Below are 13,725 nucleotides of genomic sequence, written 5' to 3' on the forward strand. Positions count from 1 at the left end.
CTCCCGCCTGCACGGTCCGGGCGCCCGAGCGGCGCCCCGCCGCTCCTCAGGTGCCGCGGTCCCGCAGCAGTACGGTCAGGGCCCGGCCGAACACGAACCGGCCGGCCGTCGCCGTCAACGGGTCCAGGGCGCGCGGCAGTCCACGTACGCGCAGCTCCTCACGCCAGCTCACGAGCGCCCCCGGCCCGGCCGTGGCCACCTCGATCTCGGCCCAGCCGGTGATGACCCGACCGCGCTTCTCCAGGCGGCACACGCCCGGGCGGCCCTCGGCCGGCGGGCGCCAGCGGGTGATCTCCATCGGGTCGTCGAAGGCAAGGCGGCCGAGCCCGGTGCGCGCCACGAAGACCGTGCCCGGCCCGGCCGGCGGCGGGGTGCGCACGGCGATCCGGGTCAAGGGCACGCCCTCGCCGTGCCGTTCCCAGTCGGTGAGCCTCCGCCACGCCTCGGCGGGGGTGACCTCGGTTCGGCGGTCGATCCGGAAGAGTGCCATCGCGTGATCGTAAGCGGGCCCCGCCCGCGCAGGCCGGAACACGGTCGCTTAGCGTGACACCCGGCGCGATGGAATCCGTACAAGGAGTGGCGCATGGCAGAGCAGGCATTGGTCGCGGCAGTGGGCGGCAAGGCGCCCGAGATCGCCCCGACCGCATTCACCGCACCCACCTCGGTGGTGCTCGGTGAGGTGACCCTGGGCGAGCGGGCGAGCATCTGGTACCACGCGGTCCTGCGCGCCGACTGCGGGCCGATCGTCATCGGCGCCGAGAGCAACATCCAGGACAACTGCACCGTCCATGTGGACCCGGGCTTCCCCGTCACCCTCGGCGAGCGGGTCACCGTCGGGCACAACGCGGTGCTGCACGGCTGCACCGTCGAGGACGACGTCCTGGTGGGCATGGGCGCCACCATCCTCAACGGCGCCCGGATCGGGGCGGGTTCACTGATCGCGGCACACGCCCTGGTACCCCAGGGCATGGTCGTGCCGCCCGGCTCCCTCGTCGCGGGCGTACCGGCCAAGGTGCGGCGCGAGCTGAGCGCGGAGGAGCGCGAGGGCATCAAGGTCAACGCCCTGATGTACCTCGGTCTGGCCGAGGACCACCGCGCGGCGCACGGCGGCTGAGGCCGGGCTGAGCGGAAGATCACAGGCGTCGGCCCTGATCGGCCGCGTCGGCGGTGAGTACCGTGAGCGGGTGCCCAAGAACAGAAACACGTTCTCGTCCCTGACCGCCTGGCGGCGCGAAATCGCCTCCCGCGCGGTCCATGGGGGCTGGGACTGGATCAAGCGGACGGGCGCGGTCACCGCCGAGCACCCGGGGCGGCTGCGCTTTCGCCGGATCGGCATCGGCACCCGCCTCGCCTTTCCGCAGGGCACCGTCTTCGGCGAGCCCTGGATCGAGCTGGGCGACCACTGCATCATCGGCGAACAGGTCACTCTGACCGCCGGGATGATGCCGGGCCTGGACCTCGGCGCCGAGCCGATCCTGACGCTGGGCAACGGGGTCGTGCTCGGCCGGGGCAGCCATGTCATCGCCGACACGACGATCACCATCGGCTCGGACACGTACTGCGGCCCGAACGTCTACATCACCTCGACCAATCACAGCTACGACGATCCCCGGCAGCCGGTGGGCAAGCAGTGGCCGCGCATGGAACCGGTGGAGATCGGCCCGGGCTGCTGGCTGGGCACGGGCGCGGTCGTCCTGCCCGGCGCGCGGCTCGGCCGCAATGTTGTCGTGGCGGCGGGCGCGGTGGTACGCGGTGAGGTGCCCGACCACGCCGTGGTGGCCGGGGCGCCCGCGAAGATCGTGCGTACCTGGGACGAGCAAGGCGGCTGGCAGCCGCCGCTGCGCACCCCCGCGCCGGTCCCCATCCCGGACGGCGTCACGCCCGAACAGCTTCTCGCCATCGCGGAGTTGAGCCCCGAAGAGGCCTGATCGGCCGGGTGCCCGATCGGCTGGTGGACTGATCAGCCGGTCGCCAGCAGCACGGTGCCGACCAGCGCGAGTCCGGCGCCCGCCGCCTGCACCGTACGCAACCGCTCCTTGAGCACACCGCGCGCCGCGAGCGCGGTGACCACCGGGTAGAGCGAGGCGAGCACCGCCGCGACGGTGACCGGGCCCTGCTGGGCGGCGATCGCGTACGTGCCGTTGGCGGCCACGTCGGCGAGGCCTACGAAGGCGAGCGCGGGCAGCGCGAGCCATACGGCGCGCGATCCGCCGTCCTCGGGCAGGGCGGCGCCGCCGCGCCGCACCGAGACCAGCAGCGCGGTGCCGCCGACGGCGACATTGGTGACGCGCTGCACGAAGAGCGCGAGGAAGAGACCGGTCACCGTGGTGGACGCCTCGGAGATCAGGGCCATCACCGCGCCGAAGCCGAAGGCGGCGAGCAGGGTCAGGAGAACGGCCTGGCGCCGCACCGCGGCACCCCGGAACTCCGGGCCACCCGCGAGCAGGACACCGGCCACGGCCACCGCGATCCCGGCGAACTGGAGCAGGCCGGGGCGCTCGCCGAGGACGAGACCGACCCCGACCGGCACCGCGACGCCGAGCGAGCCGAGCGGCGAGACGACACCCATGGGGCCCAGCGCCAGGGCCTTGTAGAAGCTGAGCATGGCGACCGGGCCCACGGCGCCCGCCGCCACAGCGAACCACAGCTGCGGGCCCGCTTCGCCGAGGCCGCCCGTGGCGACCACGACCGCCCCGAGGACCACCACGGCCACCGTCTGCGAGGCGACCACCACGGTCAGGGCGGGCATGCGCCGGGTGAGCAGTCCGCCCCCGAAGTCGGCCAGCCCCCACAGGAGGCTGGTGGCCAGGGCGAACAGTGCTGTCATGGGGGGCCTCGCAGTACAGTGCGGTGACACGGGAGATCAGTGGAGTGCACTCCACGGTAGTGCACTCCACTGGACTCTGTCATCGAAAATATTTGACGCCCTCTCTCTGTGGAGGGGGCCCTCCTCATGGACGGAATGTGTCGGACCTAGAACTGCTGACCCAGTCACTGGCCCGCAACGTCAAGCGCTGGCGCACCGAGCGGGGCTTCACCCTCGACGCGCTCGCGACGCGCGCCGGGGTCAGTCGCGGCATGCTCATCCAGATCGAGCAGGCCCGGACCAATCCCAGCGTGGGCACCGTGGTGAAGATCGGAGACGCGCTGGGCGTCAGCATCACCACGCTGCTCGACTACGAGAGCGGCCCCAAGGTGCGCATCGTCCCGCCCGAGCAGGCCGTCCGGCTGTGGTCCACCGAGCGGGGGAGCTCCAGCACGCTGCTCGCCGGCACCGAGGCGCCCGGTCCGCTGGAGATGTGGCGCTGGCACCTGATGCCGGGCGACGGCAGCTCCTCGGATCCGCACCCCGCGGGCACCGTCGAGCTGATCCACGTCACCGAAGGCACCCTCACCCTCGGCGTGGACGGCGTCGACCACCCGGTTCCGGCGGGGCATTCGGCGGCCTTCGAGGCCAACGCCGCGCACACGTACCGCAACGAGGGCTCCGAGCCGGTCGTCATGACGATGGCGATCTCCGTCCCGTTCGAACGCTGAGATGCCAACGGCCGGGCGCCCGGCGCCCTGTTAGCGTGGAACGCGCGCGCCCGCGCGTGCGGGGGAGTGGTGGGGCGGGAGGGGCGTGAGGCGTCGTGCCCACGGATGAACCGGTGTGTACTCCTTGGCGCGCACTCCGACCGGTTCCTCTACACGTTCTGGACGATTTTGGCCTTGTATCTGGTAATGGGGGCCGCCACGGGTGGAGGCTGACTATCGTCACTCTCGCGCCTGCGGGAGCGACGGAAGCGCGGTTCTTCGCGGACGAAACCACTCGTGCGGGTGGTTTCGGCGTCATCGCCGAACCTGGGGACGGGGCACGGCAGTTGTGGTGTCCCGGGGAGGCGGCAGTGGTCGGACCGGTCGCATGGCGTCGAAGCGCCCAGGGGCACGGCGTGCGGCCGCGAGTGGCTCGACGCACGCAACAGCCCATGCACTGATCCACCTGATCTACGAGCCGTGTTCCGCACAGCGATCCCCCAGACCCTGCTGCGAAGACGGCGCTTCGACACCGAAAGGCGCTCACGTGGAAGCTCTCGTCTCGGCGGCCGTACGGCCCGGCCCCGCCACCCACCGGTCGGCCGACCGGGGACTGCCGCTGGCCCGGCGGGCCGCGGCGCAGCACGCCGGGCGGGCTCCGGCGAATCTGGCCCGGGTGATCGCGGCCTGTGGCGCCCCACACGTCCCCGCCGCCTCCGCGTTCCAGTCGGCGCTCTGACGGGCGGAACGACTCCACCCATGGACCAGACGCTTTCGCCCGCCCTGTCGCAGTTCGTGCTGAAGGTACACAGCCGCTGCGATCTGGCGTGCGACCACTGTTACGTCTACGAGCACGCGGACACGAGCTGGCGGGGAAAGCCCCGGGCCGTGTCGCCGGAGATCCTCGCCCAGGTGGCGAACCGTATCGCCGAGCACGCCCGCAGCCATCGACTCCCCACCGTCCACGTCGTCCTGCACGGCGGAGAGCCCCTGCTCGCCGGCCCCGACCGGCTGCGCACCGCCGCCGACGAACTGCGCCGGGCCCTGCGAGGTGTGAGCGCCCTCGATCTGCGCATGCACACCAACGGCGTGCTCCTCGACGAGGAGTTCTGCGAACTCTTCCTCGAACTCGGCATCAAGGTGGGGGTGTCCCTGGACGGCGACAAGGTCTCCAACGACCGCCACCGGCGCTACGCCGACGGCCGCAGCAGCCACGCCAAGGTCATCCGGGCGATCGAGCTCCTCAACCGCCCCCGCTACCGGCCCCTGTTCGCCGGACTGCTCTGCACCATCGACGTCGAGAACGACCCGGTCGCCGTGTACGACGCCCTGCTCGAACTCGCGCCCCCGCGCATCGACTTCCTTCTGCCGCACGCCACTTGGGACACCCCGCCCCCGCGTCCCGGCGGCGCGCCCACGCCGTACGCGGACTGGCTCGACGCGATCTACCGGCGCTGGGACGCGGCGGGCCGGCCCGTGCCGGTCCGCATCTTCGACTCCGTCCTGCGCACCCTGCGGGGCGAGAGCAGCCTGACCGAGTCGCTCGGGCTCGCGCCCGCCGACCTCGTCGTGATCGAGACCGACGGCACCTTCGAGCAGGCCGACAGCCTCAAGACCTCGTACGACGGCGCCCCGGCCACCGGCATGGACGTCTTCCGGCACTCGCTCGACGACGTCCTCGCGCACCCCGGCATGCTCGCCCGCCAGCAGGGCGCCGAGCAGCTCTGCGCACAGTGCAGGGCCTGCCCGGTCGTCGAGTCCTGCGGCGGAGGCCTCTACGCCCACCGCTACCGGACCGGAACCGATTTCGACAACCCGTCGGTGTTCTGCCCCGATTTGATGGCTCTGGTCACCACCATCAGGGACCGGGAGGCGGCCGTGCCCGCGCCGGCCCCCGTTGCCGCCCAACTCCCGCTGGAACAGGGGGACTTCGAAACACTCGCGGCCGGCTTCGGCGGGGTGGACACCGTCGGGCGCCTCGCGGCCGCCCAACTCGACATCAACCAGGAACTGCTCGCCGCCGTCAGCGCGCAGCGCATCGCGCTCTCGGACCGCGAGGGCGCCGAGGCCTGGGAAGCCCTCACCGACTTGGACGCCGAGGTCCCCGATGAACTCGCCGGCGTACTCGCCCACCCCTACACCAGGCCCTGGGCGCTCGGCGTGCTCGGGGGCCGGGAGGCCCCCGCGGGCGGCCTCGCCGAAATCGCGGCCACCACCGCCCTGCGCGCCCGGCTCGACCGGACCGTCACGGTGCCGCTGCGCGGCACGACCCTGCGCCTGCCCGGCTTCGGCACCGTGCGGCTCGACGTCGCGGCCACCCACGCCGAAGTGACGGCGGGCGCCGACGGGTTCACCGTGCGCGCCGGTGCGCGCCGGATCGACATCGGCTGGCACGAGGGCATGGACGGGCTCACCCCGCACTGGCGGCCCGTGCGCCTCTTCGAGGGCGAGGGCTGGAACGTCGCGATCGAGGACACCGACCCGCTGCGGGACCGCCACGAGTGGCCCGTCGCCGATCGCCTCCCGGCCGGCGAGGCCAAGCTGTGGTCCGAGGACCTCACCGGAGCCTGGTCCCTGATCCGGCGCGAACTGCCCGCCTACGCCGACGGCGTGGCGGCGGGGCTGCGGGTGATCACCCCCCTGAACGCGCCGGACGGCAGCGATGTCAGCGCCGCCTGCAAGGACGCCTGGGGGGCGATCGGGGTGGCCCGGCCGGCCTCCCCCGAACAGCTCGCCCTGCTGATCGTCCACGAGTTCCAGCACGTGAAGCTCGCCGCCGTCCTCGACGCGGTCGACCTGTACGACACGGCCGACCACGACCGCTACTACGCCCCCTGGCGCGAGGACCCCCGCCCGATCGGCGGCCTGCTCCAGGGAACGTACGCCCACATCGCGGTGACCGACTTCTGGCGGGTGCGCCGCGAGACGGCTCCGCTGGCCACCGAACGCGGCGCCGCCGAGGCCGAGTTCGCTCGCTGGCGGCAGCAGACGGCGCGGGCCGTGGAGGTGCTGCTCGGCTCGGGCTCCCTCACCGACCTGGGAGAACGCTTCGTCGGGCGCATGGGCGAGACGGTGGCCGGCTGGCGGGACGAGGCGGTCTCACCCGCCGCGCTCGGCGCCGCGGAGGAGTCCGCCCGTCGCCACCGGGCCGCCTGGGAGGCCCGTACCGAAGGCGGAACCCGCTGAATTCATCAGCGAATTGAGCGAATTCTCCCCCCATTTGATTGATCCACTCCCGGAGCGCCGCATGATTTCGGTCATGATCTGATCGAAAATCCGGGAGTGGATCTCCCCATGGGTTTGTTCGTTCTGTTCCGCCGGAGAATCTTCCGTTCCTACACTGAGGTCCCATCCACTTGGACCGGGGGAGACAGTGGTGCAGGGATCAGTGGGGGCCGGGGGAGACGAGCAGAAGCCCTATTTCTTCCTCAGCTACGCGCACACGCCGAAGAGCGACCCCAAGGACAAGGACCCGAACCTCTGGGTCCAGCGTTTCTTCCGGGACCTCTGCGCCCATGTGATGCAGTTGACGCCCCTCCCGGCCGGCAGCGCCGGCTTCATGGATCAGCAGATGCAGCCCGGGGAGGGGTGGCAGGAACGGCTCTCGGAGGCGCTCGCCTTCTGCAAGGTGTTCGTACCGCTCTATTCGCCGCGCTATTTCCTCAGCGAACAGTGCGGCCGGGAGTGGTTCGCCTTCTCCAGCCGGGCCGCCGCGCAAAACACCCGTAACAGCAGCAACAACAGCAACCCCGTCACCGGAATAGTGCCGGCCCTGTGGGTGCCCGTGCCCACCCGGCAGCTCCCGCAGCCCGCGGAACGCCTCCAGTTCAACCACGCCACGTTCGGCGACGAGTACGCCGACGAGGGCTTCTACGGGCTCATCAAACTCAACTACCTGCGCGACCAGTACGAACGCGCCGTCTACCGGCTGGCCAAACGCATCGTCAACGTGGCCCAGCAGACCCAACTGGAACCCGGCGACCCCCACCAGGACTACGCCAAGGTGCCGCCCGCCTTCGGTCCGGCCGGGGGGCCCGCCCGGGAAATGGAGGTCGCCGTCCTCGCCTGCTCGCGCTCCAGCCTCCCCACCGGACGCAGCCCGGACTGCTACGGAACCGAGGCCCTGGACTGGAACCCGTACCATCCGGCTTCCTCCAGACCGCTCGCCGACCACACCGTCGACGTCGTACGCAATCTGAACTACACCGTGCACCTCAGCGACTTCGAGGCCGAGCCCCAGCGGCTCCTCGCCTCCGGACCGCCCGGGCCCGGTCTGCTGCTGCTCGACCGCTGGGCGCTGGACGCCCGGCGCCGCCGCGAACTGCTCGACCAGTTGGGCGCCACCCGCCGACCTTGGATCAGTGTCATGATCCCCGGAAATGTGGCGGACCCCGAAACCCGGGAGCGCGACGAGGAGCTGTCGCTGGGCACCGACGCCGCGCTCTCCACCCGGGTCAACGAGAGCGACGGACACCGCACACCCAGCGGCGGACTGCCCACCCTCGAAGCCTTCAGCAAGGCGATCCCGGGAGCCGTGAAGGCGGCGGTACGCCACTACGAGGCTCACGCGCCGACCTACCCACCGCCCGGAAGCGGCGGCCGGATGCCCCGGGTGCTCCCCGGCGGCATCGGCTACGGCGCACCGGGCCCCAGCGCCCGCGGTCGCGGTACTGACCAGGAGAAGAACCACGGTGATAAGGCGGAGGGCTCATCAGATGACTGAGAACCGCAACGGGACCGTCGTCACGTTCTACTCGTACAAGGGCGGCACCGGACGGACCATGGCGCTGGCCAACTGCGCCTGGATCCTGGCGGCCAACGGGTACCGGGTGCTGGCGGTCGACTGGGACCTGGAGGCGCCAGGTCTGCACCGGTTCTTCCACCCCTTCCTCGACCTCGCCGACCTGGAGGCGACCCCGGGCCTGATCAACCTGATCACCGACTACCAGGACGAGGCCCGGCGACCGGCCGACCGCGACCCCGACTGGCACCGCGAATACGCCCGGGTCCGCCCCCACGCCACCTCCCTCAACTGGAACTTCCCCCAGGGTGGCAGCCTGGACTTCCTCTCGGCCGGACGGCGCAACCGCGACTACCCCTCCATCGTCGGCAAGATGGACTGGGACGACTTCCACGAACGGTTCGGCGGCGGTCAGTTCTTCGACGCCATGCGCGACGACATGCAGCGCCATTACGACTACACCCTCATCGACAGCCGCACCGGCCTGAGCGACATCGCCGACATCTGCACCGTCCAGATGCCCGAAGTCCTCGTCGTCTGCTTCACGTTGAGCGACCAGAGCATCGACGGCGCTTCCGCGGTGGCCCGCGACATCGAGGAGCGCTACCACGAGCGGCGCATCCGCATCCTGCCCGTCCCGATGCGCATCGACGACGGCGAGAAGGAGAAGGCGGACGCCGGCCGGGCCCTGGCCCGCGAGAGCTTCCCCGGCTTCCCCAGCGGACTGAGCCCCGAGGAACTCGGCAACTACTGGGGCACGGTGGAGGTCCCGTACCGCCCCTTCTACGCGTACGAGGAGATCCTGGCCACCTTCGGCGACGCGCCCAACGTCAGCAGCTCCATGCTCAGCGCCTGCGAACGCCTCACCTCCGTCCTCACCGGCGGCCTGGTGAACTCGCTGCCGCCCATCGACGAGGCCGACCGCCTCACCCATGTCGCCGCCTACACCCGGCGCCGGCCCATGCCGCCGTCGAACCTGGTGCTCACCCATGTCGCCGAGGACCAGATGTGGGCCGACTGGCTGGTGTACGTCCTCACCGCGGCCGGTTTCCACGTCGTGCCGGTCGACGTCCGCGCCCCCCGGTCGAGCGCCACCGAGGCCGAGTTCACCTCCGGCGCCGGCTACCGGGTGATACCGGTCGTCTCCCAGGCCTACCTCAACTCCGAGCGGGCCAGGAGCTCCTGGGAGTCCGGGACCGGACTCGACATCTCCGGCGGCCGGCGCCACATCCTGCCGGTGCGCGTCGGCGACGTACGGCTCAGCCCGCCGCTCAGCAGCCGGGGCGTCATCGACCTCGTACGGCTCGACGAAGGGGATGCCGCGGCCGCCGTGCTCAGCGCGCTGGACCGGTCCGAGGCCGTCGCCGCCCTGGCGTCCGGGCCTCCCGGACCGCGCTATCCGGGCAGTGTGCCCAAGGTCTGGAACGTACGGCCCCGGCACGCCTGGTTCACCGGACGCACCTCCGTCCTGGAGCGGCTGCGGGACCAACTGCGCGGCGACAGCCGCTCCGCCCAGCGCTTCCCGCAGGTCCTCTACGGCCTCGGCGGCGTCGGCAAGACCCAGGTCGCGCGGGAGTACGCCCACCGTTTCCGCGCGGACTACGACCTGGTGTGGTGGATCGAGGCCGAGCAGCCCGACCGCGTGGTGTCCTCGCTCGCCGAGCTGGCCGCCGAGATGGATCTCAGGGCCGGCGACGTGGTGGCCGAGGCCGCGACCGCCGCCCTCCAGGCGCTGCGGCGCGGCGCGCCGTACTCGCGCTGGCTGCTGATCTTCGACAACGTCGAGGACCTCGACCGGGCGCTGAAGCTGCTCCCCGAGGACATGGAGCCCATCCCCGGCGAGACCTACGGCCACATCCTGGCGACCTGCCGCAACAAGCCCGCCTCCACCCAGGTGGAGGCCATCGAGGTCGAGGTCTTCACCCGGGCCGAGAGCATCGAGCACCTGTGCCGCCGGGTCACCAAACTCCCGACCGCCGACGCCGACCGGGTCGCCGACGCGGTCGGCGACCTGCCGCTCGCGGTCGAGGTGGCGGCCGCCTGGCTGGCCGAGACGGCGACCCCCGTCGACGCCTATGTGGAACAGCTCAGGGAGCAGAGCACCAAGGTCCTCTCGCTCGGCAAGCCCGAGGACTACTCGGAGCAGATCGGCGCGACCTGGAACATCTCGATCAGCCGGCTGCGCGATGAATCCAAGGCCGCGGTACGCCTGTTGGAGCTCTGCTCGTTCTTCTCCGCCGAACCGATCTCGATGCGGCTCATCGGCAGCGACTCGATGTTCGAGTCCCTCCTGCCGTACGACCCCGACCTGCGGGAGCGGTACATGCTGGGCAAGGTCATCCAGACCCTGAACCGGTTCGCGCTCGCCAAGGTCGACCCCGCCGACAGCAGCATCCAGGTCCACCGCCTGGTGCAGGCCGCCGTGCGGGCGGGCCTGAGCGACGAGGAGGTCGACACCGCCAAGCACGAGGTGCACCGCATCCTCGCCGAGGCCCGGCCCGTCGAGGGCGTCGACCGCGACAACCCGGTCAACGACCCCAAGAGCTGGCCCAGTTTCGAACTGATCTGGCCGCACCTGAGCGCCTCCGGCATCGCCGACTGCGACGAGGAGAAGGTCCGCCAGCTCATGGTCGACCGCATCCGCTATCTGCTCAAGCGCGGCGAGCTGGAGAGCGCCCGGGTGCTCGGCACCCAGCTCAACAAGGTCTGGACGCGCGAACTCGGCGAGAACGACCTCCAGACCCTCAACATCCGCTTCGAACTGGCCAACGCGCTGCGCGCCCAGGGCAAGTACCAGGAGGCCCGGGCGATGGACGAGGACACCCTCGCCCGCCAGATCAGCGTCCTGCGCAAGGACCACCCGGGCGACGACCACCCCAGCATCCTCATCACCACCGGCAGCCTCGCCGCCGACCTGCGCGCCCTCGGCCGGTTCGACGAGGCCCTCACCCGGGACCTCACGATCTACCACGGCCTTCGCCAGATCTTCGGCGAGAACCACCCGCGCACCCTCATCGCGGCCAACAACCTCGCCATCGACTACCGGCTCAGCGGTGACAGCGAGGCGGCCCGCAGGCTGGACGAGGAGACGGTGGAGCGCCGCAGCGCCCTCCTGGGCGAGGACCACCCCTTCACCCTCACCACCAAGGGCCACCTGGGCAGGGATCTGCGCGAGAGCGGCGAGTACACGGCCTCGGTGCAGGTGCTGCGCGAGGTGGTCTCCGCGTTCGAGCGGGTGCTGAACGCGGATGTGCCCGAGGCGCTGCGGACCGCCAAGAGCCTCGCCGTGTCGCTGCGCAAGGCGGGCCACCCGCACGAGGCGAAGCGGTTGACCGAGGAGACGTACAACCGCTACCGGGGCCGGTACGGGACCAAGGCGCCGGACGCGCTCGCCTGCTGTCTCAATCTGGCGGCCGACTTCTCGGCGACCGGTGACAAACAGGCGGCCTACGACCTCTCCCTCCAGGCCCTTGAGGGCTATCAGGGCACCCTGGGCGAGGAGCACCCCTTCACCCTGGCCTGCCGCAACAACGTCTACATCTATCAGCGGGGCCTCGGCGCCGCCGAGGAGGCGGCGCGCGGCGGTGAGGACGTGCGGGCCGCCCTGGAGGAAGTGCTGGGCTCACGCCACCCGTTCACCCTCTCCGCGGCGATCAATCTGGCCAACGCCTACGGTGACATGGGCCGGCCGGACCTGGCCGAACGCTGGGAACGGACGGCGCTCAAGGGCCTGTTGGAGCGGTTCGGACCGACCCACCCCGATGTGCTCGCCTGCCGCTCCAATCTGGCGATCACGCTGCGGGCGGCCGGGCGCGAGGACGAGGCGCAGCGGCTGCGGACCTCCATCCTGGAACCGGCCGCGAAACAGCTCGGCGTGGACCATCCGATCGCCGAGGCGGCCCGCGCCTGGCGCCGCATCAACCGCGACCTGGAGCCGCAGCCGGTGTGACGCGGCCCGGGGAGCGCACGGGTCTCAACGGCCCCGCGCTCCCCGGCTCGTCCGCACCCGCCCAACGGCCCGGCGCAGCCCGGCTCGCGCGTCCTCAGCCGCTCACCAGGTGGCCCAGCTCAGCACCCGGGTGAGCACCCGAAGCGCTCCGAAGTGGGCGGCGCCGCGCTCGACGATCAACTGGGCGCCGGGGATCCGCTCGGCCAGCCAGCGGGTGTGCTGCACGGGCGCGAACACGTCCTGTTCGCCGTGCCACAGCAGGACGGGCGCGGTGATGTCCTCCGGGCGGAACTCCCAGTCGGTGCTGAACGCCATCACGTCGTCCACCCAGCCGTCGGCCGAACTGCGCAACGCCTCCTCGAAGTTGCGCTCCAGCATCGCCCGGATGCCGGCGTCCGCGACGATGCCCCGGTCCGGCTTGGGCAGATCGTGCCGCATGTCGGCGACGGAGCGGCGCGGATCGGAGCGGATGGTGATCGAGCGCATCTCGAGCGCTGTCGTCAACTGCCCTTTACCGGCAGCCGCGTTGATGTACTCACGGACATTGGCCTCGGTCATTCCGTCGAACCAGTCGAGCCCCTGCGCGTCGCGCGGCGCGAGCCCCACCAGGGCCGCGGCCCGCGCCGTGCGGTCCGGGAGCAGCGCCGCACAGGCGAGCGCGTGCGGGGCGCCGCCGGAGCGGCCCACGACGGCGAACTCGTCGATGTCAAGGGCGTCGGCGATGGCCTCCACATCGGCCGCCGCGTGCGCCACCCGGCGCCCGGGCAGCCGGTCCGAATCTCCGTATCCCGGCCGGTCGAACGTGATGAGGCGGACACCGAGGCGGTAGAGCACCGCACTGCGAGGGGCCGGGCCGAGCCGGCTCCCCGGGGTGCCGTGCAGCAGGAACACCGGTCTGCCCTTCGGGTTCCCATAATTCTCGACCGCTAAGTCCCGCCCGTCCCTGGTACGAATCAGCTCCCCCAACTGGTGCCTCCCCCTAGGTCTGGTTGGCGCCAGTATGAGCGTGTGCGATTCAGTGGTACATACCCGCACTCGCCGAATGCGCGGCGGGCCCGCTCCGCTCAGCCGAGGCGGGGGATCTCGATCGCCGGGCACCGGTCCATGACCATGTCGAGCCCGGCCGCGCGCGTGCGGTCGTACGCGTCCTGGTCGACGACCCCGAGCTGGAACCAGACGGCCTTGGCCCCGACGGCGACGGCCTGATCGGCCACGGCACCGGCGAGCTCACTGTTGACGAACACGTCGACGACATCCACGGGAAAGGGAATGGCGTCGAGCGAGGCGTACCCCTGCTCCCCGTGCACGGTCTCCGCCTTGGGATGCACGGGCACGACCCGCTTCCCGAACCCCTGAAGCACCCGGGCCACGCCGTAGGCGGCCCGCCCCTGATTGGACGAGAGCCCCACGACGGCCCAGGTGTCGCCGGTCTCGGCGAGGATCCTGCGGATGACGTCCTGCTCGGACTGCTCGGACTGCTCGGGTTGCACGGTGGCTCCTGGGGGTCGGGGGTGGCCCA

General features: G+C 71.5%; 11 protein-coding genes. 7 read left to right on the plus strand and 4 right to left on the minus strand.

The genetic code is table 11. From position 1 onward, the window contains the following. Positions 1–46 precede the first annotated feature (46 nt). A complete protein-coding gene (locus tag N4G70_RS06325) occupies positions 47–490 on the minus strand; it encodes an SRPBCC family protein (RefSeq protein WP_261711448.1) in 444 nt (147 codons plus the stop codon). Positions 491–583: 93 nt separating this feature from the next. Here N4G70_RS06325 and N4G70_RS06330 point away from each other — a divergent pair, with 93 nt between their 5' ends. Continuing rightward, entirely contained in the window at positions 584–1,114 is a 531-nt protein-coding gene (locus N4G70_RS06330) for a gamma carbonic anhydrase family protein (RefSeq protein ID WP_261711449.1), read from the plus strand. Between the two features lie 70 nt (positions 1,115–1,184). After that, positions 1,185–1,928, plus strand: a complete 744-nt coding sequence (locus N4G70_RS06335; RefSeq protein WP_261711450.1) for an acyltransferase — start codon at positions 1,185–1,187, stop codon at positions 1,926–1,928. A 32-nt stretch (positions 1,929–1,960) separates the two neighbouring features. Here the strand turns inward: N4G70_RS06335 and N4G70_RS06340 are convergent, their stop codons facing one another. Continuing rightward, positions 1,961–2,827 carry a DMT family transporter gene (locus N4G70_RS06340; RefSeq protein ID WP_261711452.1) on the minus strand — a complete coding sequence of 289 codons (867 nt, stop codon included), beginning with the start codon at positions 2,825–2,827 and terminating at the stop codon, positions 1,961–1,963. Positions 2,828–2,964: 137 nt separating this feature from the next. Here N4G70_RS06340 and N4G70_RS06345 point away from each other — a divergent pair, with 137 nt between their 5' ends. The 5 genes from N4G70_RS06345 to fxsT all read left to right on the plus strand — a co-directional run bounded on the left by N4G70_RS06345 (position 2,965) and on the right by fxsT (position 12,206). Beyond that, positions 2,965–3,537, plus strand: a complete 573-nt coding sequence (locus N4G70_RS06345) for a helix-turn-helix domain-containing protein (RefSeq protein ID WP_261711453.1) — start codon at positions 2,965–2,967, stop codon at positions 3,535–3,537. Between the two features lie 526 nt (positions 3,538–4,063). Beyond that, positions 4,064–4,255, plus strand: a complete 192-nt coding sequence (locus tag N4G70_RS06350) for a hypothetical protein (RefSeq protein ID WP_261711454.1) — start codon at positions 4,064–4,066, stop codon at positions 4,253–4,255. Between the two features lie 20 nt (positions 4,256–4,275). Beyond that, the gene (locus N4G70_RS06355; protein WP_261711455.1) at positions 4,276–6,702 is read left to right on the plus strand and encodes an FxsB family cyclophane-forming radical SAM/SPASM peptide maturase; all 2,427 of its coding nucleotides are present in this window, start codon (positions 4,276–4,278) and stop codon (positions 6,700–6,702) included. Positions 6,703–6,892: 190 nt separating this feature from the next. Next, positions 6,893–8,239 carry a TIR-like protein FxsC gene (locus tag N4G70_RS06360; protein WP_261711456.1) on the plus strand — a complete coding sequence of 449 codons (1,347 nt, stop codon included), beginning with the start codon at positions 6,893–6,895 and terminating at the stop codon, positions 8,237–8,239. After that, positions 8,232–12,206, plus strand: coding sequence for an FxSxx-COOH system tetratricopeptide repeat protein (gene fxsT, locus N4G70_RS06365; protein WP_261711457.1), 3,975 nt, complete (start codon positions 8,232–8,234; stop codon positions 12,204–12,206). The genes N4G70_RS06360 and fxsT overlap by 8 nt, the downstream gene beginning before the upstream one ends. Before the next feature lie 102 nt (positions 12,207–12,308). On the opposite strand, the gene N4G70_RS06370 is transcribed toward fxsT, so the two are convergent. Then, on the minus strand, positions 12,309–13,172 hold the full coding sequence (locus N4G70_RS06370; protein ID WP_261711458.1) for an alpha/beta fold hydrolase: 864 nt from the start codon (positions 13,170–13,172) through the stop codon (positions 12,309–12,311). 98 nt (positions 13,173–13,270) lie between these two features. Beyond that, positions 13,271–13,696, minus strand: coding sequence for a CoA-binding protein (locus N4G70_RS06375; protein ID WP_261711460.1), 426 nt, complete (start codon positions 13,694–13,696; stop codon positions 13,271–13,273). Between the last annotated feature and the right edge of the window lie 29 nt (positions 13,697–13,725).

It is taken from the genome of Streptomyces sp. ASQP_92 (genome assembly GCF_025399895.1).
Classification (GTDB): Bacteria; Actinomycetota; Actinomycetes; order Streptomycetales; family Streptomycetaceae; genus Streptomyces.

Bases quoted from the DNA above. Each gene is read 5' to 3' on its own strand.
- N4G70_RS06325 (WP_261711448.1), bottom strand. From the start codon at position 490: ATGGCACTCTTCCGGATCGACCGCCGAACCGAGGTCACCCCCGCCGAG.
- N4G70_RS06330 (WP_261711449.1), top strand. From the start codon at position 584: ATGGCAGAGCAGGCATTGGTCGCGGCAGTGGGCGGCAAGGCGCCCGAG.
- N4G70_RS06340 (WP_261711452.1), bottom strand. From the start codon at position 2,827: ATGACAGCACTGTTCGCCCTGGCCACCAGCCTCCTGTGGGGGCTGGCC.
- N4G70_RS06355 (WP_261711455.1), top strand. From the start codon at position 4,276: ATGGACCAGACGCTTTCGCCCGCCCTGTCGCAGTTCGTGCTGAAGGTA.
- fxsT (WP_261711457.1), top strand. From the start codon at position 8,232: ATGACTGAGAACCGCAACGGGACCGTCGTCACGTTCTACTCGTACAAG.